At 50.2% G+C, this 20,205-nt stretch carries 21 protein-coding genes; 13 read left to right on the forward strand and 8 right to left on the reverse strand.

What is annotated here, in order from left to right:
- Window positions 1–34: 34 nt before the first annotated feature.
- The 5 genes from manX to manA all read left to right on the forward strand — a co-directional run bounded on the left by manX (window position 35) and on the right by manA (window position 4,570).
- Entirely contained in the window at window positions 35–1,051 is a 1,017-nt protein-coding gene (gene manX, locus ACJHVI_RS08655; RefSeq protein ID WP_483184341.1) for a PTS mannose transporter subunit IIAB, read from the forward strand.
- An 11-nt stretch (window positions 1,052–1,062) separates the two neighbouring features.
- Window positions 1,063–1,869 carry a PTS mannose/fructose/sorbose transporter subunit IIC gene (locus tag ACJHVI_RS08660; protein ID WP_483184342.1) on the forward strand — a complete coding sequence of 269 codons (807 nt, stop codon included), beginning with the start codon at window positions 1,063–1,065 and terminating at the stop codon, window positions 1,867–1,869.
- 20 nt (window positions 1,870–1,889) lie between these two features.
- The gene (gene manZ, locus ACJHVI_RS08665) at window positions 1,890–2,738 is read left to right on the forward strand and encodes a PTS mannose transporter subunit IID (RefSeq protein WP_483184361.1); all 849 of its coding nucleotides are present in this window, start codon (window positions 1,890–1,892) and stop codon (window positions 2,736–2,738) included.
- Window positions 2,739–2,891: 153 nt separating this feature from the next.
- A complete protein-coding gene (locus tag ACJHVI_RS08670) occupies window positions 2,892–3,380 on the forward strand; it encodes a DUF986 family protein (protein ID WP_483184343.1) in 489 nt (162 codons plus the stop codon).
- Entirely contained in the window at window positions 3,377–4,570 is a 1,194-nt protein-coding gene (gene manA, locus ACJHVI_RS08675; RefSeq protein WP_483184344.1) for a mannose-6-phosphate isomerase, class I, read from the forward strand. The genes ACJHVI_RS08670 and manA overlap by 4 nt, the downstream gene beginning before the upstream one ends.
- A 58-nt stretch (window positions 4,571–4,628) precedes the next feature.
- Here manA and ACJHVI_RS08680 read toward each other — a convergent pair whose 3' ends face one another.
- The gene (locus ACJHVI_RS08680) at window positions 4,629–5,402 is read right to left on the reverse strand and encodes a formate/nitrite transporter family protein (protein ID WP_483184345.1); all 774 of its coding nucleotides are present in this window, start codon (window positions 5,400–5,402) and stop codon (window positions 4,629–4,631) included.
- A gap of 293 nt (window positions 5,403–5,695) precedes the next feature.
- Between ACJHVI_RS08680 and ACJHVI_RS08685 the strand changes: the two genes are divergently transcribed.
- The gene (locus tag ACJHVI_RS08685; protein WP_483184346.1) at window positions 5,696–6,439 is read left to right on the forward strand and encodes a transporter substrate-binding domain-containing protein; all 744 of its coding nucleotides are present in this window, start codon (window positions 5,696–5,698) and stop codon (window positions 6,437–6,439) included.
- Between the two features lie 57 nt (window positions 6,440–6,496).
- Here the strand turns inward: ACJHVI_RS08685 and ACJHVI_RS08690 are convergent, their stop codons facing one another.
- From ACJHVI_RS08690 to hemC, 5 genes are all read right to left on the reverse strand, one after another.
- Complete coding sequence (locus tag ACJHVI_RS08690) at window positions 6,497–7,576, reverse strand: AI-2E family transporter (RefSeq protein WP_483184347.1); 1,080 nt, start codon at window positions 7,574–7,576, stop codon at window positions 6,497–6,499.
- 77 nt (window positions 7,577–7,653) lie between these two features.
- Window positions 7,654–8,910: a heme biosynthesis HemY N-terminal domain-containing protein gene (locus tag ACJHVI_RS08695; protein WP_483184348.1), complete on the reverse strand. Its 1,257-nt coding sequence runs from the start codon at window positions 8,908–8,910 to the stop codon at window positions 7,654–7,656.
- Window positions 8,911–8,920: 10 nt separating this feature from the next.
- Window positions 8,921–10,462, reverse strand: a complete 1,542-nt coding sequence (locus ACJHVI_RS08700) for a uroporphyrinogen-III C-methyltransferase (protein ID WP_483184349.1) — start codon at window positions 10,460–10,462, stop codon at window positions 8,921–8,923.
- A 2-nt stretch (window positions 10,463–10,464) separates the two neighbouring features.
- Window positions 10,465–11,193: a uroporphyrinogen-III synthase gene (locus tag ACJHVI_RS08705; protein WP_483184350.1), complete on the reverse strand. Its 729-nt coding sequence runs from the start codon at window positions 11,191–11,193 to the stop codon at window positions 10,465–10,467.
- Window positions 11,194–12,120 (reverse strand): hydroxymethylbilane synthase, encoded by a 927-nt coding sequence (gene hemC / locus ACJHVI_RS08710; protein ID WP_483184351.1) that lies wholly within the window; start codon window positions 12,118–12,120, stop codon window positions 11,194–11,196. It lies immediately after the preceding gene.
- A 73-nt stretch (window positions 12,121–12,193) separates the two neighbouring features.
- Here hemC and argH point away from each other — a divergent pair, with 73 nt between their 5' ends.
- Both argH and ACJHVI_RS08720 read left to right on the forward strand, forming a co-directional pair.
- Entirely contained in the window at window positions 12,194–13,582 is a 1,389-nt protein-coding gene (gene argH / locus ACJHVI_RS08715) for an argininosuccinate lyase (RefSeq protein ID WP_483184352.1), read from the forward strand.
- 70 nt (window positions 13,583–13,652) lie between these two features.
- A complete protein-coding gene (locus tag ACJHVI_RS08720; protein WP_483184353.1) occupies window positions 13,653–13,991 on the forward strand; it encodes a glycine zipper 2TM domain-containing protein in 339 nt (112 codons plus the stop codon).
- Window positions 13,992–14,042: 51 nt separating this feature from the next.
- Here the strand turns inward: ACJHVI_RS08720 and ACJHVI_RS08725 are convergent, their stop codons facing one another.
- Window positions 14,043–14,828 carry a TatD family hydrolase gene (locus tag ACJHVI_RS08725; protein ID WP_483184354.1) on the reverse strand — a complete coding sequence of 262 codons (786 nt, stop codon included), beginning with the start codon at window positions 14,826–14,828 and terminating at the stop codon, window positions 14,043–14,045.
- Window positions 14,829–14,994: 166 nt separating this feature from the next.
- Between ACJHVI_RS08725 and metG the strand changes: the two genes are divergently transcribed.
- Genes metG through thiE form a run of 5 tightly spaced genes read left to right on the forward strand, consistent with a single transcriptional unit; the run spans window position 14,995 to window position 19,772 of the window.
- A complete protein-coding gene (gene metG / locus ACJHVI_RS08730; RefSeq protein ID WP_483184355.1) occupies window positions 14,995–17,016 on the forward strand; it encodes a methionine--tRNA ligase in 2,022 nt (673 codons plus the stop codon).
- A gap of 19 nt (window positions 17,017–17,035) precedes the next feature.
- Entirely contained in the window at window positions 17,036–17,830 is a 795-nt protein-coding gene (locus ACJHVI_RS08735; RefSeq protein WP_483184356.1) for an alpha/beta hydrolase, read from the forward strand.
- A complete protein-coding gene (rimI, locus tag ACJHVI_RS08740) occupies window positions 17,823–18,254 on the forward strand; it encodes a ribosomal protein S18-alanine N-acetyltransferase (protein ID WP_483184357.1) in 432 nt (143 codons plus the stop codon). Before ACJHVI_RS08735 ends, rimI begins: the two co-directional genes overlap by 8 nt.
- Window position 18,255: 1 nt before the next feature.
- Complete coding sequence (thiM, locus tag ACJHVI_RS08745) at window positions 18,256–19,083, forward strand: hydroxyethylthiazole kinase (protein ID WP_483184358.1); 828 nt, start codon at window positions 18,256–18,258, stop codon at window positions 19,081–19,083.
- Between the two features lie 56 nt (window positions 19,084–19,139).
- Window positions 19,140–19,772, forward strand: a complete 633-nt coding sequence (thiE, locus tag ACJHVI_RS08750) for a thiamine phosphate synthase (RefSeq protein WP_483184359.1) — start codon at window positions 19,140–19,142, stop codon at window positions 19,770–19,772.
- Between the two features lie 183 nt (window positions 19,773–19,955).
- Here the strand turns inward: thiE and ACJHVI_RS08755 are convergent.
- Window positions 19,956–20,205, reverse strand: a 250-nt coding sequence (locus ACJHVI_RS08755) for a hypothetical protein (RefSeq protein ID WP_483184360.1), incomplete at its 5' end; no start/stop codon positions are given.

The following is a 20,205-nucleotide window of genomic DNA, read 5'->3' on the forward strand; positions in this document are numbered from 1 at the left end:
AGGTATTCCAGCGTTTTAGCAAAGGAGTTAGGTAATGACGATTGCGGTTGTGCTTGCAACGCATGGTCAGGCAGCCAAAGCTCTGCTGGCGACAGCGGAGATGATTATCGGTGAGCAAGACAATGTTTGTTGCATAGACTTTATGCCCGGGGAGAACGGCGAAGTGTTGGCGGAGAAAATCCGCCAAGCCTTGCCGTCTTTGGACACTTCTCAGGGCTTATTATTATTGGTGGATTTATGGGGCGGCACGCCTTTTCACGCCAGCAGCAAAATTGCGGAAGAAGTAGCTTCGGCAGAGGTGTTGACGGGCGTCAATGTGCCGATGTTGGTATCGGTATTGATGGGGCGTGATGATGAGGATGATTTGTCTTTATTATGCCAAACCGCCTTAAGCGAAGCTGCTGACGGCATCAAAGGTGTGCGCACTCAAGCTTTGGCAAAAGCTGCGGCGGCGCCGGTGCAAGATGCTGAGGTTGTGGAAGCGGATTTTGATGAAAACGATCCGGAAATTCAGCGTTTGCGCCATGAGGCTTCGCAGCAAGCCAATGAAGGTCCGCATATGAGTTTCGGTCTGTGGCGGATTGACGACCGCTTAATCCACGGACAGGTGGCGACGCGCTGGACGAAAGAAACGGGCATCAGCCGCATTATTGTGGTTAATGACAGTATCGTCGCCGATAAAACGCGCAGTTCCATGCTCAAGCAAGCCGCGCCCCCGGGCGTTACCGCGCATGTGGTTGGCGTGGATAAGATGATGCGTGTGTATAACAATCCCGATTATGCGCAAGAAAGAGTGATGCTGCTCTTTACTAATCCCAGCGATGCCTTGGAATTGGTGCGCCGCGGCGTGAAAATCGATTCCATCAATATCGGCGGCATGGCATATAAAGAAGGGCGCGTAATGCTGGATATGTCGGTCTCAGTCGATGAGAAAGACATTGAAGCCTTTAAGGAATTAGACAGCAAGGGTATCGAGCTCGAGGTGCGCAAAGTGGCTTCGGACAAGAAAGTGCCGGTGCTTGAATTGATTGCGCAAAAATATCGTCCATAAAGGAGTCGGATATGGAAATTTCTGTTTTTCAAATTATTTTAATCTTCTTAGTCGGCTGTCTTTCAGGTATGGGAGCGGTTTTAGACGAATTTCAAACCCACCGTCCTTTGATTGCCTGTACCTTAACCGGTTTGGTCTTAGGTGATGTAACCACGGGGATTATCGTCGGCGGCACATTGGAAATGATGGCATTGGGTTGGATGAATATCGGGGCGGCAATCGCACCGGACGCCGCTTTGGCATCGATTATTTCGACGATTTTGGTTATTGCCGGCAAACAGGAAATCGGCGCAGGGATTGCCTTGGCGATTCCGATCGCCGCAGCCGGGCAGGTATTGACGATTTTGGTACGCACGGTTACCGTCGGTTTCCAACATGCGGCGGATAAGGCGATTAAAACCGGCAATCTGACGACGATTACCGTCTTGCATTTGTCCGCATTACTCTTGCAGGCGATGCGGATTGCCATTCCTGCGGTTATCGTGGCGGCGACTGTCGGCACGGATGCGGCACAATCGCTCTTTAAAAGTATTCCGGAAGAAGTCACCGGTGGTCTGAATGTAGCGGGCAATATGGTTGTTGCAGTCGGTTATGCGATGGTTATCAATATGATGCGTGCGCCGCATTTGATGATGTTTTTCTTTGTCGGCTTTGTGGTGGCGGCTTTTACGCAGTTCAATTTAGTGGCACTGGGCGTATTGGGATCGGCATTGGCATATTTCTATATCCAAATGCACCCCAAATATTATAAAGGGCTGGCAGGCGCGGGCGCGGCAAAAACAGCCGGAAAAAGTAAATTAGATAATGAATTAGACTAAGGAGCCTCTCAATGGAAACAATGCAAACTGAAAAGCGTCTGCGCTTAACCAAAAGCGATATTGCCGCCTGTTTTTTACGCTCTAATTTGCTCCAAGGTTCATGGAACTTTGAGCGCATGCAAGCCTTAGGTTATTGCTTTGGTATGGTTCCCGCTATTCGTCGTCTTTATCCGGATGCCAATAGCCAAGAGCGCAAAGATGCGATTAAGCGACATTTGGAATTTTATAATACCCAGCCTTTCATGACCGCGCCGATTTTGGGCGTGAACTTGGCGATGGAAGAAGAGCGCGCCAATGGCGCTCCAATCGATGATGCGGCGATTAACGGCGTGAAAGTCGGTTTGATGGGGCCTCTAGCAGGGGTCGGCGATCCGATTTTCTGGGGAACGGCAAGACCTGTATTTGCAGGGATAGGCGCCGGCATAGCGCAGCAAGGCAGCATTTTGGGTCCGATTCTCTTCTTCCTGATGTTTAATATCGTTCGTCTGTTTTTCCGCTATTGGGGCATTCAATACGGCTATCGCCGCGGTTTGGAAATTGTCTCGGATATGGGCGGCGGCGCTTTGCAGAAAATTACCGAAGCCGCCTCTATTTTGGGTCTGTTCGTCATGGGCGCGCTCGTTAACAAATGGACAAAAATCCATATTCCTTATCAGTTGTCGGAAATCACCAATCAACTTGGGGAAGTTGAGATACGTACTGTGCAAAGTACTTTAGATGATTTGATGCCCGGCTTGCCCGCCTTGGGGCTGACCTTCTTGTGCATGTTCTTACTGCGCAAAGGTATCAATGCCGTTTGGCTGATTTTCGGCATATTCGTCATCGGCATTTTGGGTTATTCGGTAGGTTTTTTTGCCGTACCTTCTTAATGCTCAAACAGAAACTTCCCGCTGCGGCGGGAAGTTTTTTATAGTCTCTTAAGGTCAAAATAAGATGATTTCAAGGACTTTTCTTAACAAAATACGTATCTCTAAGTCTTGTTTTGACCTTAAGGTACTATATATATCCTCTAAGGAAACGGAATGACTTTTAGCAGTATTGGTTTGGCACTATTGGCAGGCGGCTATGCTGCTTTCTTGATTTATGACGAATTGGTTCAGCATTACCGCTTCGGCAAAACATTGGTCGCGATGCGTTTAAAACGCCGTGCCGCCGATGCCGTTTTTTTAAGTCTAATCGTGGCGGCGGGTTTGTATTATGAATTCACGCAAGGCAATTCCATCTTCAACCGCATTGCCTTAGTGCTGTTAATGGGCTTGATTCTGTATCATGGACTGCGCTATCCCAAATGGCGCTTGAAAGCCAAGGGCTTTACCTTCGGTGGACGTTATTGGACGTATGCCGCTATCAAAAGCATGCAGCTGTCGGAAGACGGCGTATTGCTGCTGACATTGGTTTCGGGGCAGCAATTGTATTTGCCCGCCGCGCATCTGCGTGAGCTGGAGCGCGCCGCCGCATTTTTTGCCGGCGAAGAGGCATTGAATCATTTTTTGGCAGGAAAAAACTCATGATGTATTTACTTCACGGCAATGTGCAGCCCTATGCTTGGGGCGGTTATGATTATATTCCTCGGCTTTTGGGCAATCCGCCTAGCCGGGAGCCGGCGGCGGAATTATGGTTCGGCGATCATGCCCAAGCCCCTGCTGGCATTGAGGTTGAGGGCGGCGTTCAGCCTTTGAATCAATGGTTGGAGGAGCATGCCGAAGAGATATTAAGTCCGCAATCGATTGCGCGTTTCGGCAGACGTTTGCCTTTTTTGCTCAAAATTTTAGACGTGCGCCTGCCGTTGTCTATTCAATTACACCCCGACAAACAGCAGGCGGAAGCGGGTTTTGCCCGCGAAAATGCGCAGGGCGTGGCGCATAATGCCGCCGAGCGCAATTATAAAGACGATAATCATAAGCCTGAAAATATGATTGCTTTGTCGGAATTCTGGCTCTTGCATGGTTTTGCGGAAGAATCTTTGATTCTCGAGCGGATTAACAGCCGTCCTTCATTGGCATCACTGGGAAAATGGATTCGTGATAAGGGCGTGGCGCAGGCGTATCAGGAGATTATGCAGGCGGATCAAGCGCAGTTGAGCGCTTGGCTGTCGCCGCTGTTGGCGCAAAGCGCGCCGCAGGAAGTCTCTGATAATCCCGATTATTGGCTGCATTATGCCGTGCAGGCGATGGAGATTTCGCCGCAGAAACTGGATGCGGGCTTAATCAGTTTTTATCTTTTCAATATCGTGCGCATGAATGTCGGCGAAGGCATTTTCCAGCGCGCGCGTTTGCCGCATGCTTATTTGCGCGGGCAGAATGTCGAGCTGATGGCGGCATCGGATAATGTTTTGCGTGCAGGCTTAACGCCCAAGCATGTGGATATTCCCGAGTTGCTGCGGATTGTGGATACCGCCGCCGTTAAGCCCGAGATTATTGCGCCGCCTGCCGAGGGCAGCAAGGTTTGGCATCGCTATCCTGCGCCGGTGGCGGATTATTGTTTTTACAGTGTGCATTTGGCGGCAGGCGATGAGATAAGTCTGGACTGTCCGCAAGCCGGTATTGTATTGCCGATGCAGGGCAGGGTGTGTGTGTCGGCACAAGGGCAAGAGATGGAATTGTCTCATGCCACAGCCGCTTTAATCGGCTTTGGGCGCCGTCTTGTGTTGCGGGCGCATGCAGAGAGTGATGTGATTTTCGCCAGCAGCGACATCGCCTGAAATAAGCTAAGGGCGGACAAAAAGATTTCTGACCGCCCTTAGCTTTAGTTGTGATGCCTTAGTGCGGACTTTGGGGATATGCCATCACATAAGCCCCTGCCATAAAGACCGCTCCGCCGATGACATTGCCGATATATACGGCAATCATATTGGCTATAAATTCTCCCCAAGAAATCGCTGCGCCGCCCCAAATGGCGGCAGGGATAACAAACATGTTGGCGACGACGTGCTGAAAGCCGATCAGCACAAAAATCATCACAGGAAACCAAATGCCTAAAATTTTGCTTGAAAAGCTGGATGCGCCGTAACACAGCCACACGCTCATACAGACCATCCAGTTGCAGCCGACACCGGAAACGAGGGCACGGAAAAAATCGGCATCGACTTTGCTTTGCGCCACCGCTACGGTTTTTTCCCATACGCTGCCTTCGGTGAGTCCCAAATAATGTCCGAAAAACCAAGCGACCGCCATGGCGCCGAGCAAATTCATACCGCTGACGATGCCCCAATTGCGGCATAGGGCGGCAAGGCTGATGCGGCGCGTAAACCATGCCGCAGGCACCGCCATCATATTGCCTGTAATCAATTCGCCGCCGCCGAGCAAGACGCAGATTAAGCCGATAGGGAAGACGCTGGCGCCCATGAATACGGAAAATCCTTCCCAATCATGCGGCATGGTGCCGACGAGGCGGATATAGGCGAGATAGCCTAGGGCGATAAAGGCGCCGCCTAAAAATCCCAAAACAATCATTGGAATAGTGTCTAAATTGGCTTTGGCAACGCCTTTGTCAATTGTGGCTTGCAGAATTTGCGCAGGGTATAAATCGTGCATAGTGAAGTTCCTAGAAAAGAGAAATTTATGTGAGAGGATAGGAGATTTGTGCCTGATGTGCCGCATTTTTATAAAATAACGATTTAGCTGAATTTTTCATAAATAGTATGTTTTTATGATAGTAAATTAATATCTATTTTACTCTAGTTTTAGGGGTTGTGAAAAATTTTTATAGTTAAATGATAAAGTTATATTAAATAAGGGAATTGATGTTTTTGAGATAATTATCTTGATTGTTATTGTTTTATTATGATAGCATGCCCATCCATTTTTATAAATATGAGGGATTATTGATGAATAGCGTATGGTCTAAGATTGTTCTTACTGGGGCTTTGTTTTCTTCTTTATCTTCAGCGGTTTCATTCGCACAAACGTATAAGGTTGCGATTAATCCCAATTCTCCGCCGAAAGCCTTTCAAGATGAGAAAGGGCTTCCTATTGGTATCGACGTCGATTTAATCAAAGCGATTGCGGAATCGCAGGGTTTTGATGTTGAATTTCGTCTTGTCGATAAAAAATTACAGGCGATTGACGAGGGGCAAAGCGATATTGCGCCCAGCATTGTAATTACGGATAAACGTAAAGAACAATATGGCGTCAGCGTTCCTTATACCACCGGCTATACGACGGCGCTTTATACGAAATCAGATGTTTTGACCGATAATGCTATTGAAAACTTAAGCAATGCAAAAGTTGCCGTAGTCTTTAAAACCAATAAACATACTTTGCTGGAAAAAATGAATGTGCCGGTTATCGATGCACCGACAACATTTTTAGGCATTAAGATGGTGTTTAAAGGCGATGCAGATTTGTTTGTCAGCGATGATTCCATGTTGAAATATTCGATTAAGCAATATCCTGAATTGGGTGCCAAATTGATGAATTTATCCGTGAATGGCGAAATTCGTAAATCAGAATACGGATTTGTCGTCAGCAAAGGAAATCCGGAATTGCTGGCAAAAATAAATGCCGGTTTGGATGAGATTAAAGCCAACGGCAAATATGATGCCATTTTTGAGCAGTGGTTAGGCGAATAATTCAGTTGGATAAATAGATTAAAGGGAGATTTTATATCTCCCTTTAATTTTAGCTGTTTATTCGATGCCAATATCATTAGGCGGTTGTTCGTAACGCCGCCATGCTTCAATAATCGCTTTGACAAGAGTTGCCAAGGGAATGGCAAAGAAAATGCCCCAAAATCCCCATAAGCCGCCGAAGATTAAAATCGCGATAATCAAGCCAACGGGATGAATGCTGACCGCTTCCGAGAAAATAATCGGCACAATCACATTGCCGTCCAGAATTTGGATGATGATGTAAAGCGTGGTAATCCACCAAAAATTAGAGTCGAAACCGAATTGCATATAGGCGACAATCAGCACGGGTACGGTAACCACGGTTGCCCCGATGTAGGGAATCAGCACCGATAAGCCGACCATCAAGCCTAGGAGCAGGGAATATTGCAGCCCGAAAATACTGAAAGAAACGAAGCACATCGCCCAAATGACTAAGATTTCGATAAATTTGCCGCGAATATAATTGCCGATTTGCACATCGACTTCAGACCAAATATCGGCGATGATTTGTCGGTTTTCGGGTAAAAATTTGCCCAGCCATTGCAAAATTTGTACTTTGTCTTTGAGCATAAAGAAAACCAAAATGGGGATTAAGATGGCATAGACGACCAAACTGAATGCCGACATGATGGAAGCGACAAATTGTCCCGAAAAAACGCTGCGGCTAAAATCGCTGACCATTAAGTTAATCGATTGAATAAGTTGGTCGATATTGTCTTGACTGACAAATTGGGGGAAGCGCTCCGGCAGCACTTGCAAATGCGCATTGGTATAAGCCAAATAGGTGGGCAGATTGGCAATGAGGCTTTTGCTTTGCGTGATCAAGGTCGGCACTGCGGCTAAGAGAATGAAGACAATCAAAGCGGAAAAACTGAGAAAGACGATGCACACGGCAAACAGGCGGCGCACGCCGATTTTCTGCAATTTTTTCACTACACCTTCAAGTAAATAGGCAATAATGACGGAGATAATCACAGGCAGCATCCATTGCCCGACAAAATAAAATCCCAGCCAAATCGTCAGTCCGAAAAAGATGAGGGCGACAAGCGAAGGATTATTTAAAATGCGCTCAATGGGGCGCAAAATGAGTAATTTCATATCAACAATTGCCTATGAGTAAATATAAGGAAAGCACAGCATAGCACTGTGCTTTTCCGATAAAGATTGAATATTGTTCATTTGATAGCCACGGGCGCTTGCACAGGTGGTGGTAACAACTCGCCTGCCAAGGCTTCTTGCTCCAATAATCCGCTCACGCCTTGGCGATAGGCGGCAAGGGCGGCTTCCGGCTGTTTGCGCGCTTCTAAAATCCGTCCCCATAATGCGAAGGCTTCCGGGCTGGCTTGCAGTTTGAGCGAGCTTTCCACATATTGACCGGCTTTGTCCAACTCTTCCGCGCGGTAAGCCACTAAGGCGAGGCAGTAGAGATAGACGGCATTGTCGGGGAAATGCGCTTGCAGGTTTTCCAGATTTTTTAATGCCTTGGCAAAATTAATGCCGCGCAATTGGCTGTAAGCTTGCAGCAAATCCAAGTCTTGATGCTGCTTGAGTTCGGCAGCCAATAATTTTTCCGCCTGTTCGGCATGACCGTTTTCCACCAATGAATTTGCATATTGCAGCAGCATGCCTTTGTCGGCACGGATATCGGCAGGGAGGTTTTTCCAAGCGGTTTGCAATTGCTCAAAAGTTTCCACCGCGCTGGTGTCTTGCAACATGCCGCGCGCATAGAGTTTGCGGCGTTCGCGGTAGTTTGCTTCGCTGATGTGATTGCGCAGTCCGCTGAGGTTTTGCCATGCCAAAGCCCATTGCTCGGAATGTACGTAGGCACTGTCTAAGAGATTGATAATCTTAGGATTGCGCGGGTCTTTGTTCTGCAATTGCTGCAAGCTTTTGATAGCGGCGGCATATTCGCCGTTCGCTACTTGGCTTTCCGCTTCGTTTAGGCGTGCCAAGAGGTTTTCCTTATTATTGGCATATTCGCGCGCCAAGAGGAAATATTGGTCGCGCCGCTCATTGGCTTGCTGATAATCCGCCGCGCTCGCCGCATATTCGTAATATAAAACGGGCGATTGACCGATTTGGGCGGCTAATTGTCCGCCTTTGACCAGTTTTTTCTCCGCTTGGCGGTAATTGCCGAGGCTTAAGGCACTCAGCCCTTGCTGCAAGAGGCGGTGGGCTTTGGATTCTTTGCGCGCTTGGCTGCTGCGGCTGAAGATTTTCGGCGAACGCCAGACAAACCATAGAACTTTAAACATCAAAAACAGCAGCATCGCCGCTAATAGCGAGATGAGTATCCATGCCAGAAACGGGGTTTGGAAATAGCTGTTGTTCAGGTCGTTATAAAAGCGCACATAGAGCGGCAAGGTTTGCACCTGATAGCCGATAAAGGCGCAGATGCCTAAAATACATAGAACGATTAGGGTACGAATCATCGTAATCTCCTTATTGTTGGGCGGTTTGCTTGACGGCGGCAATCAAGGCGGCAATATCGGGTGCCGGCACGCTGTTTTGCTCGGCAAGAGCTTTAAGCTGTTGCAGAGCGTCTGCCACGACCGCATCTTCGGTATTGAAATATTGCTCGATGCGCGGCACTAATTGCTCGATATTGCGGCGATAGGCGTCGCCGTGGCGCAATTGCAAAGCATTGCGGGCAAATGCTAAATCAAGACGGACGTTTTCGCGGATGAGGGTTTGCAGGTCTTTGTGCGCGTCAATCCATGTTAAGCCCGCTTCGTCGTTATGCACGACTTTAAAGGTGCGGTTTAAGATTTTCTGACCGATATTGCCCACGGTCTCGGCGACGGTTTCGCCTTGAATCGGGGCTTCGGCAATCGCTTGCTGAGCGGCGGCAGGATTTTTAAACGGCCAGTCCGGAATGCTTTGGATAACGCGGTCGATGCGCGCGGTAATGGTAAAGCCGTCGGCACGTCCTGCGATTTCGCCGCGCAATTGTCCGATGCGGGTTTTATAATCAGCGAAAGCGGAGCTGTCTAAGCCGAAGTCGGCAAAGCTGTTTTCCGCTTGGGCAAGGTATTTGTCCGCCACCGTGTAGTCGCCGTTTTGCACGGCAATGTCGGCAAGGGTGAGCGCGCTAATCAGCGGTTGTGGATTAGGGCGGGTATCGGCGATGATTTTCAAATCCGCCGCCAGTTTGTCGGCTTGCTGGCTGAGGCTTTGCTGAATTTGCTCACTGCGCAGGCTGAGATTGTTCAGGGCTTCTTGCGCTTGGGCATTGCTTTGGTTAATCGCCTGAATGGTTTGGGTGAAATCAATCGGCGTATCGCTGTGGCTGTTGAGCAGGGCTTGATCAATCAGGCTTTGCACGTCTTCGATTTTCACGCTTTGCGGCATGGCGGCAGCGATTTGCGTGTCGATCCGCGCTTGAATTTCTTCCGCATTCGGCAGCTGCGGCTGCGATTTGGCGTAATCTTGCAAGGCGGCGGCAACTAATTGGCTGACTTGCGATTTGTCCAAGCCTTGCGCGGCATTGGCAACATGTTGTTGCAGGGCGGTAAGGGTTTTTTCCGCTTCGACGACGCGTTTTTCAGCCGCCAATGCGCCTTGTTCCGCCGCTTCCGCCGTGCTTTGCAGGGGGGCTTGCTGCAGGAAGGCGTAAGCGCCTGTACCTAAACCGCCCAAGCTGCAGAGTAGGGCGAGGATTGCCAAGCCGTTGCCGCTTTTTTTCTCGGCAGTTGCGGCGCGAGGCGGTGGCGGCGGAGTTTTATTGCCTTGGGCGGGCGGAGGTGTTTTATTACCTTGAGCAGGTGGCGGCGTTGCTGCGCTCGGTTTCGGCGCTGCTTTTTCTTCTATTTTGTTTGCAGCAGGGCTGGGGCTGGCTTTGCCGTCTTTAGGTGCAGCTTCCGCGCTAGGGACTTTGTTTTCTGCTTTATTGTCGGGGGCAGGAGCGGCAGGTTTTTCAGTCGCTTTGGGCGGCTGATTGCTTGGGTTTGGCGTTTTAGGTTGTGGAGGGGTTTTCTCACTCATGTTCAGTACTCCTTAATTGCTTGCCACCATTGGCAAAGTTGCTGAATTTGGGCGTTTTCGTCGGCTTGCGCGGCGGCGAAAACCTGTTGAAATCCTGCGCCTTGTGCTGCTTGCCCGATGCGCGGGCTTAATGCAATCACGGCTGTGCGCGATTGTAGCAGATTCAGCGTAGCTTGAGAGGTAATTTCTATTAAGTGATTGAGCGCAGCTTGGCTGGAGAGAATCAGCGCCTGCGGTATGGAGAGGTCGGCACGCCAATGCGGGCTGGGATTGTAGCGTTCATAAACAAAAGCGAATCGGGCGTGGTTGTGCCGATTAAGTTGTTCGTGTAGGAGTTGCCGTCCGCCTTGGGCGGCAATGATGGCGATGTTTTGCTCTTGCGGCTGAAAGATACTTAACAGGCTTTCGCTGTTAAACGGTGGCGGTGCGGCGAGATGTAGAGGCTTGTGTTTGGCTTCGACGGCGGCGGCGGTGGCGGGGCCGATGGCGATATTGCGCTGTGTTCGCCACAATTCTCGGGGAAAATGTTCGACGGCGGCGGCGCTGGTAAATATCAGCATATCCGCTTGGCGGCAGTAATCGGCGCTATCGGCATCAAGAGCGATGCGGCGCGTATCCACTAGCGGCAGATGCTCGGCAATGCCGCCTAATGCGTGGATTTTGGCGGCAAATGCGGGGAAATGGGCGGCGGCACGGGTATAAAGAGCGGTGCAGTCTTCAAGCAGGCGCATTTAGTGGGCAAGGCTGTCTAAAATGGCTTGCGCGCCTTGCGCCAGCAGACTGTCAGCGGCGCGTTTGCCTAAATCCTGCGCTTGGGCAATCGGGGCGCGGTCGCTGAAAGCGAGCATTTCGCTGCCATCCGGATAGCCGACTCTGGCATCGAGCTGAATCTCTTGTCCGCATAATTGGGCGAAAGCGGCAAGCGGCACTTGGCAGGAGCCTTGCAATGTTTCGTTGATGATGCGTTCGGTACGCACGCATACGGCGGTTTGCTTGTCGTTTAAGGCTTGCAGATAGGGCAGAAGCGGCGAGTCGAGCGGACATTCTATGCCGATGGCGCCTTGTCCGATTGCTGGCAGCGACAGGGAAAAGGGCAGGGGACTGCGGATACGTTCGGCAAGTCCTAAGCGTTTGAGTCCGGCGCTGGCGAGGATAATGGCGTCAAATTGTCCTGCATCGAGTTTGGCAAGGCGGGTTTGCACATTGCCGCGTAGATCTTGCAGTTGCAAATCGGGGCGGTAGCGGGCGATTTGCATGCGTCGGCGCAGGGAGCAGGTGCCGATGACGGCGCCCTGCGGCAGATCTTCCAAACGCGCGTATTGATTGCTGATAAAGGCGTCGCTGGGGTCTTCGCGCGGCAGAATCGCCGCCAAGCCAAAGCCTTCCGGAAAAAATGCGCCCACGTCTTTCATCGAATGCACCGCCAAATCCGCTCTGCCTTCCTGCATGGCGATTTCCAATTCTTTTATGAATAAGCCTTTGCCGCCGATTTTTGCCAGCGGCGTGTCGAGAATTTTGTCGCCCTGCGTCGTCATCGGCACCAGTTCTACCTTGGCTTGCGGATAGCGTTGGGCTAAAAGGGTGGCGACGTGTTCGGCTTGCCACAGGGCTAATTTGCTTTGGCGGGTGGCGATGCGGATAGACAGCGGTGCAGACATAAAAAAACTCGGTTACAATTCCTGCCTTTTAGCATAGCGGCTTGACTGCTATTGGGCAAGATAGGGAGATGAAATGATTCAGAAAGAAGCAACCAACAGCGCATGGGGCGGACGTTTCCAAGAAAGTACCGATGCTTTTGTGGCGGAATTTACTGCATCTGTGAATTTTGATCGCCGCATGGCAGCAGAGGATATTGCCGGTTCATTAGCGCATGCACAAATGCTGGTGGAAGCAGGGATTTTATCCGCCGCAGACGGCGAAGCCATCCGCACAGGTTTGGCGCAGGTGCAGGCGGAGATTGATGCCGGCGAGTTCGTATGGTCGGTGGCTTTGGAAGATGTGCATATGAACATTGAAAAGCGCCTGACCGATTTAATCGGCGATGCCGGCAAACGTTTGCATACGGGGCGTTCGCGCAATGACCAAGTGGCGACCGATATCCGCCTTTATACGCGCGCGGCGATTGATCGGATTACGGCGGAAATCGAGCGTCTGCAACAGGGTATTGTGGCGGTCGCCGAGCGCGAAGCCGATACCATCATGCCGGGCTTTACCCATTTGCAGACCGCGCAGCCGATTACTTTCGGGCATCATCTCTTGGCATGGTATGAAATGCTGTACCGCGATAAGGGGCGTTTTCAGGATTGCCGCCGCCGTTTGAACGTATCGCCTTTGGGGGCGGCGGCTTTGGCGGGCACGACTTATCCGATTGTGCGCGAGCGCAGCGCGCAATTATTAGGCTTTGACGGCGTGTGCCAAAATTCCTTAGATGCGGTCAGCGACCGCGATTTCGCCATTGAATTTTGCGCCGCCTCCGCTACCTTGCTCATGCATTTGTCGCGCTTTGCCGAAGAATTGATTTTGTGGAATAGTGCGGCGTTTCGCTTTGTCGATTTGCCCGATCGCTTCTGCACCGGTTCTTCCATCATGCCGCAGAAAAAAAATCCCGACGTGCCGGAATTGGTGCGTGGCAAAACAGGGCGCGTTTACGGGCATTTAACCGCTTTGCTGACCCTGATGAAAAGCCAGCCGCTGGCGTATAACAAAGACAATCAGGAAGATAAAGAACCTTTGTTTGACACGGTGGACACCGTGCTCGGCTGCCTGCGCGCCTTTGCCGATATGCTGCCGCACCTTCAAGCCCAGCGCGACAATATGCTAGCCGCCGCCAAACAAGGCTTTTCTACCGCCACCGATCTGGCGGATTATCTGGTGCGCAAAGGCTTGGCATTTCGCGATGCACATGAAGTGGTGGGCAAAACGGTGGCATTGGCGATTGACAAAGGCTGCGATTTGTCCGAATTGCCGCTGGCGGATTTGCAAGGCTTAAGCGCCTTAATCGGCGAGGACGTCTATGCCGTTTTAACGGTGCAAGGTTCGGTAAATGCGCGCAACCACATCGGCGGCACTGCGCCCGCGCAAGTAAAAGCCAGAATAGCGGCGATAAAAGCCCTTTCTTAGCTTGCGGTAATGATAGGATATTGCAAATAGCAGTAGAGTAAGATTTCTTTAAACAAACCGGAGTGAATGTATGAAAACAACTCATAAAATCATCGGATTGCTGGCGCTTTCTGTAAGCTTGAGCGCTTGCGTGTCAAACAATAATAATCCTGATATGGTGCGCAATGCCGGCTTAGGCGCGGCGGCGGGCGGTTTATTAGGTCAGGTCATCGGCAGAAATACCGAAGCCACTGCAGCAGGCGCGGTTATCGGCGGTATTATCGGCTCGCAAGTCAATACCGGCGGCAACCAATACCACAACAATGGCTACTACAATAACGGCTATCCAAATAATCAGCAAAGCTATCCTGTGAATAATCAATATAATAACCGCTATCACAATAACGGTTATTATAACTACGGCTACTAATGCCGCTTATTCTCGGCAAACAGCGCTGCGGCGCTGTTTTTTTATGCGCCTCTAGGGCAGGCGGAAAAAAGTCTTGGTATTAGCGGTCGTTATCGCCGCTAATGTACCGATATCTTCTTGACGGCATTCGGCTAAAACGCGCAGCACCTCCGGCAGATATTGCGGCTCATTGAGGTGTGGCGTCGGTTGCAGAGTCTTGGGCGTTAGGTAGGGCGCATCGCTTTCAATCATCAGGCGTTCGGCAGGAATATATTTGGCGATATCGCGCAATGTTTTGCCGCGTTCAGGATCGGCAATCCAGCCGGTAATACCGATATAAAGCCCTGCTTCGACAGCCCATTCCAATTGCTCGCCTGTGCCCGTAAAACAATGCCAGACGCCGCCGCTGATATGCGGCAGATACTCGCTCAAAATGGCGCGGAAATCGGCAAAGGCTTGGCGTTCGTGCAGAAACACGGGTTTTTGCACCTGCGCCGCAATCGCCAATTGGTCGGCAAAACAACGCTGCTGATTGGCGATGCCGGCTAAATGGCGGAAATAATCCAAGCCCATTTCCCCCACCGCAACCACGCGCGCCTCTTTGGCGGCGGCAATATGCAAAGGGCGGTGGCTGTGCGGCTGCCATTCGTCAGCATGATGCGGATGAAAGCCGATAGTGCTGTATAAATCATGATGCTCATTGGCAAGGGCGAGCGAGCTTTCATTGCTCTGCGTATCCGTGCCGGTAAGAATTTGCGCGATAACGCCGGCGGCTCTGGCGCTTTCCAGCACTTGCGGCAGATGTTTCATCAGGCGCGGGCTGCTGAGATTGCAGCCGATATCGATTATTGCATGCATTGTTTTTCCTTAAATAATGGCGGGCATTATAGTCCGAGCGCTTCGCGCTTCAAACAGAATGCATTAGCGGTCGTTTGAAAAGTGCAGGGCGAAAGCCGCCGCTAACATGGCGCAGCTACCGCGCTTGCGCTAAAATAACCGCTTTTATGATGATTTAGGAAGGAAGATGACTCAGCGGCGGATTTTAGTAACCAGCGCATTGCCTTATGCCAACGGCCCGATTCATTTGGGGCATATGGTGGAATATATTCAAACCGATATTTGGGTGCGCTTTCAGCAGTTGCGCGGTCATGAATGTCATTATGTATGCGCCGATGATGCCCACGGCACGCCGATTATGTTGCGCGCGGAAAAAGAGGGGATTAGCGCACAGGCATTGATTGATAAGGTCAAGGCGGAGCATCATCGCGATTTCGCAGGCTTTTTAGTCAATCATCATCAGTTTCACAGTACGCATAGCGAGGAGAATCGCGAGATTACTTCGGTGATTTATCAAGCTTTGCAAGCTAAGGGGCATATTCTGCGTAAGACGATTTTGCAGGCTTATGATCCTGAAAAAGAAATCTTTTTGCCCGATCGTTTCGTGAAAGGGGAATGCCCTAAATGTCATGCCAAAGATCAATACGGCGATAATTGCGAGGTCTGCGGCACGACGTATTCGCCGCTGGAATTGATTGCGCCTTATTCGGTTTTGTCGGGAGCCGCGCCGATTGAAAAGGAAAGCGAGCATTATTTCTTTGATTTGCCGCAATTTGAGGGCTTTTTACAAAGCTGGCTGAAGGATGCGCATTTACAGGAGAGTATGTGCAATAAGCTCAAGGAATGGTTTGTCGAAGGTTTGCAACCTTGGGATATTTCCCGCGATGCGCCTTATTGGGGCTTTGAAATTCCCGATGCGCCGAATAAATATTTCTATGTGTGGTTGGATGCGCCGGTGGGCTATATGGCGAGTTTCAAGGCTTTGTGCGCAAGAGAAGGGATTGATTTCGATGATTTTTGGCGCGAGGGCAGGGATACGGAGCTGTATCATTTCATCGGTAAGGATATTGCGTATTTTCATATGCTGTTCTGGCCGGCTGTTTTGCACGGTGCAGGCTACCGCACGCCGACCGGCGTGAATTGCCACGGCTTTTTGACGGTGGATGGCAAGAAGATGAGCAAATCGCGCGGTACGTTTATCAAGGCGGAGACTTATCTAAAGCATTTGCGCCCTGAATATCTGCGCTATTATTTTGCGACCAAACTGACTTCGCGCGTGGAAGATTTAGATTTGAATTTGCAGGATTTTCAGCAAAAAATCAATAGCGATTTAGTAGGAAAATTAGTGAATTTGGCAAGCCGTTGCGCGCCTTTTTTGCAAGGTGCGGCGGATAACCGCTTAAGCGAGACTTTAGAGGATGCAGATTTGTTCCGGCAATTTGCCGCTAAGGCGGAGGAGTTGGCGGATTTGTATGAAACACGCGAGTTCGGGCAGGCGGTGCGCGAAATCATGACGTTGGCGGATGCGGCGAATGCCTATATCGATGCGCAAAAACCCTGGGTGTTGGCAAAATCGCCTGAGCATGCGGCGCAGGTGCAGGCGATTGCTACCGTCGGTTTGAATGCTTTTTATCAGCTGATGATTTATTTGCAGCCGATTCTGCCGCAGGTGGCGGAAGATGCGCGCGCGTTTTTGCAGGTGCCCGCTTTGACGTGGCAGGCGGCGCAGCAGCCTTTGCTGGGACGGCAGATTGCCGCTTTTAAGCCGCTGATGCAGCGGATTGAACAAAAATCGATTGAGGCGATTGTGGAAGATACGAAACAGGATTTATTGAAAGAGCAGCAGTTGGGGCAGGAGAATGCGTTTATCGCTTCGCCGAAAGCGGAAATCGGTATTGAAGATTTCGACAAATTGGATATCCGTTTGGCACGCGTTGTGAGTTGTGCGGCGGTGGAAGGCTCGGACAAATTGCTGCAATTTACGCTCGATGTGGGCGAATTGGGGCAGCGCAATGTTTTTTCTGGGATTAAGCAGTTCCATCAGCCTGAAGAATTGGTCGGGCAATTGGTGGTCTTTTTAGCCAATCTCAAGCCGCGCAAAATGCGTTTCGGCATGAGCGAGGGCATGATTTTATCGGCAAGCGATGACAAGACTTTGCAGGTTTTGCTTGCCGGCGGTCGCGCAGTCGAAGGAATGAAAATTAGCTAAGATTATCATGGGGATTCAAATGAAATTGCTAGAAAGCCATACCAGTTTTAAGGGCGAGCAGCGGGTATATCGCTATCATTCGAAGGTCTTAGAGCGGCAATTGGATTTGCAGATTTATGTGCCGGTAGCGCAGCTGAAAGAGAAGTCTTGCGTGGTGCTGTATTATTTGCCGAGCTTGAATACGGATGCGGAATTATTGGCTTCGCAAAGCGATTATCAGCGCTATGCCAATCGCTATGATTTGTTGGTGGTCATTCCCGATATCTTTTCCGCTTATCGCGGCAACCGCCAGCAGAAATTGATGCAATATTGGGACGAGCGTGAGCAAATCGCCCAATTTATGATTGAGGAATTGCCTGCGCTGATGGCGGAGCATTTCCATATTTACGATGTGCAGGGCGGCATGGGCTATGATTTCGGCGGCACGGTGATGCTGAATTTGGGCTTGGCTTATCCTGATCATTTCCGCAGTGTGTCGGCTTTGGCGCCGTGGATCGGCTTTTGGGGAACGGATTGGGGCAAGGCAAATGTCGAGGTTTTGGGTATCGAGGCTTCTATCGATCCTGCGGTGGCGTTTGTGCAAGGCGCTGCGGCGGAAAATTGTCCGCCGATTTGGATTGACCAAGGTACGGAAGACCCTTATTTAGGCGCGCAAATTCAGCCGGATAGGATTCAGCAGGCTTTCGGCGACCATAAAAACAGCGAGAATTTATGGTATCGCTTCCATAAGCGCTATGACCATTCTTTCTATTTTGTGCATTCGCAAATCCGCCAACATTTTGTCTTCCATTCCGTATTTGAAGAAGTTGATTAAGCGGGCAAAATATTCGCAATTAAGCGCAGAGCGGCAGGAGCAGTTGCGGTCGCTGGCGGCTGCAGCACAGGTGTATGCGCCGCTGCCGCATGATGATTTGCTGCTTTTTTGGCAAGATAAGTGCTTATTAGCCTTTGCCGCTTGGGCGTCGGTTCTGGATGAAGCGCAATTGCTGGCAATTGCCGTAGCGCAAACGCAGCGCAGACAGGGAATCGGCGCCGCGCTTTTGTCGCAGCTTATGCAGTTATGGCAGGAGCGGACGGTAAAATCGGTGTTTTTAGAAGTGCGCGAAACTAATATTGCGGCACAATCTTTGTATGAAAAATTCGGCTTCAGGCAAATGGGGCGGCGGCGCGCTTATTATCCGCCCTTGCAAGAGAAAACCGAGAGAGAAGATGCTGTGCTGATGCAGAAGGAGTTGTAAGATGAAAGCCTTTGGCTTTGAAGATGCCGCCCCCGTATTGACGTGGCTGCAAAAAAATACCCCGCTCGTGAATTGCCTGACCAATAATGTGTCGAAAAATTTTGTCGCCAATGCTTTATTGGCTATCGGTGCATCGCCCTCAATGGTGGAAGCCTCGGCAGAAATCGGCGCTTTTACGCTGGTGGCGGATGCGACGGTGGTGAATTTGGGCTCTTTGGTCGATGACCGCCTGCGTTCGATTTCCATGGCGGTGCAAACGGCGCATGAAAACGGCAAACCTTGGGTTTTAGATCCCGCTGCAATCAGCAAGAATTTGTTTTACCGCAGCTCTTTTGCGCGTGAATTGCTGCGCTATTATCCTGCGATTATTCGCGGCAATGCGGCGGAAATCATGTATTTGGCGGGCGAGCAAAGCAGCAGCCGCGGCGCAGACAGTCTGAGTTCCTCAGATGAGGCATTGGCGGCGGCGCAATTATTGGCAAAAGACCAAAATTGCGTGGTGGTTGTGAGCGGTAAAAAAGATTATGCCACTAATGGCAAAGAAACCTTTTGTATTATGGGCGGCGATCCGCTGATGGCAAGGGTTACTGGCACCGGCTGCGCCTTGTCCGCGATTATGGGGGCTACCGCTTGCGCGCATTACGATCGTTTGCAAGCCTCTGCGGCGGCCTGCGTGGTGATGAAACATGCGGGAGAATATGCCGCGCTTAACAGCAAAGGGCTGGGTTCATTTGCCAGCGCCTTATTAGACGGACTGACCATTCCGAAATTGGCTTATAGTCGAAGAACTGAAAAAGTGACACAAAATATCAAGCTGCGAGCGTTATAGAGAGTACAGCAAAATAAATCAAAACTGTAACTCTTTTTGAAATCTTTGACTATAATATGCGAAAAACAATAGATTTATCTTTATATTTGGTGCTGGATGCCCAAAGCTGCGGCAATCAAGAGCGTTTACTGCAAGTGGCGGCACAGGCATTGGTAGCGGGCGTGAGTATCTTGCAATTGCGCAGTCATCATCCCGAATGGACAAAGCGCATTTGGCTGGATATGGCGCAGCAAGTGAAAGAGTTATGCGCGCAATACGGCGTGCCTTTTATAGTCAATAATGAAATCGATATTGCCTTGGCGGTAGATGCCGACGGTCTGCATATCGGGCAAGATGATTTACCGCCCGAGATTGCCAGACAACTGCTGGGCGAACATAAAATTCTCGGCTTATCTACGCATAATGCTGCGCAAGCACAGGCGACGGATAAGCGTATTGTGGATTATATCGGCATGGGACCTGTGTATAGTACGCAATCCAAAGCCGTTCCGGATCCGGTATTGGGACTGGCGGGACTGCGCGAGATTATCGCCGTGAAAAACCTTACCGGCGTGGCTATCGGCGGCATCGATTGCAGCAATGCCGCGCAAGTGCGGGCTTGCGGCGGCGAGGGCATTGCCGTGATTTCAGCAATTTGTCGCGCGCAGGATATTGCGCAGGCAGTCCATCAACTAAAACGCGGCGATTAAGCCGCTTTTCTCCGACTATAAAGCAAAGCGCTTTATATCTATGCGCTTTAATCAGTTTATCTATAGTCAAAGATTTCAAAAAGAGTTACAGTTTTGATTCACTTTTCTGTACTTTCTATAACACTCGCAGCTTGATATCTTGTATCACTTTTTCAATTCTTGGGCAAAGGGACATTTTAGGTGCTAAAAAGTTTGAAAAGCCCTATTCTGTAAGGCTTTTAGCGAGGTCAAAAGCTTTGAACACAAAAAATGCTTTTTCTGTGGCTCAAAACAGGTCAAAAAAGATGGCAGACAAATCATCAGCAACGATACAAATGCCGGCAATGCGGTAAGCGTTTTAGCAGCAAAAAGCGTCTTAATCCTCAAGAGTTGTGGACACTTTATAGTAGCGGCAAACAAAGCATGCAAGAGCTCGCCCAACGTTTTTCCTGCA

This window comes from Suttonella sp., assembly GCF_056855035.1.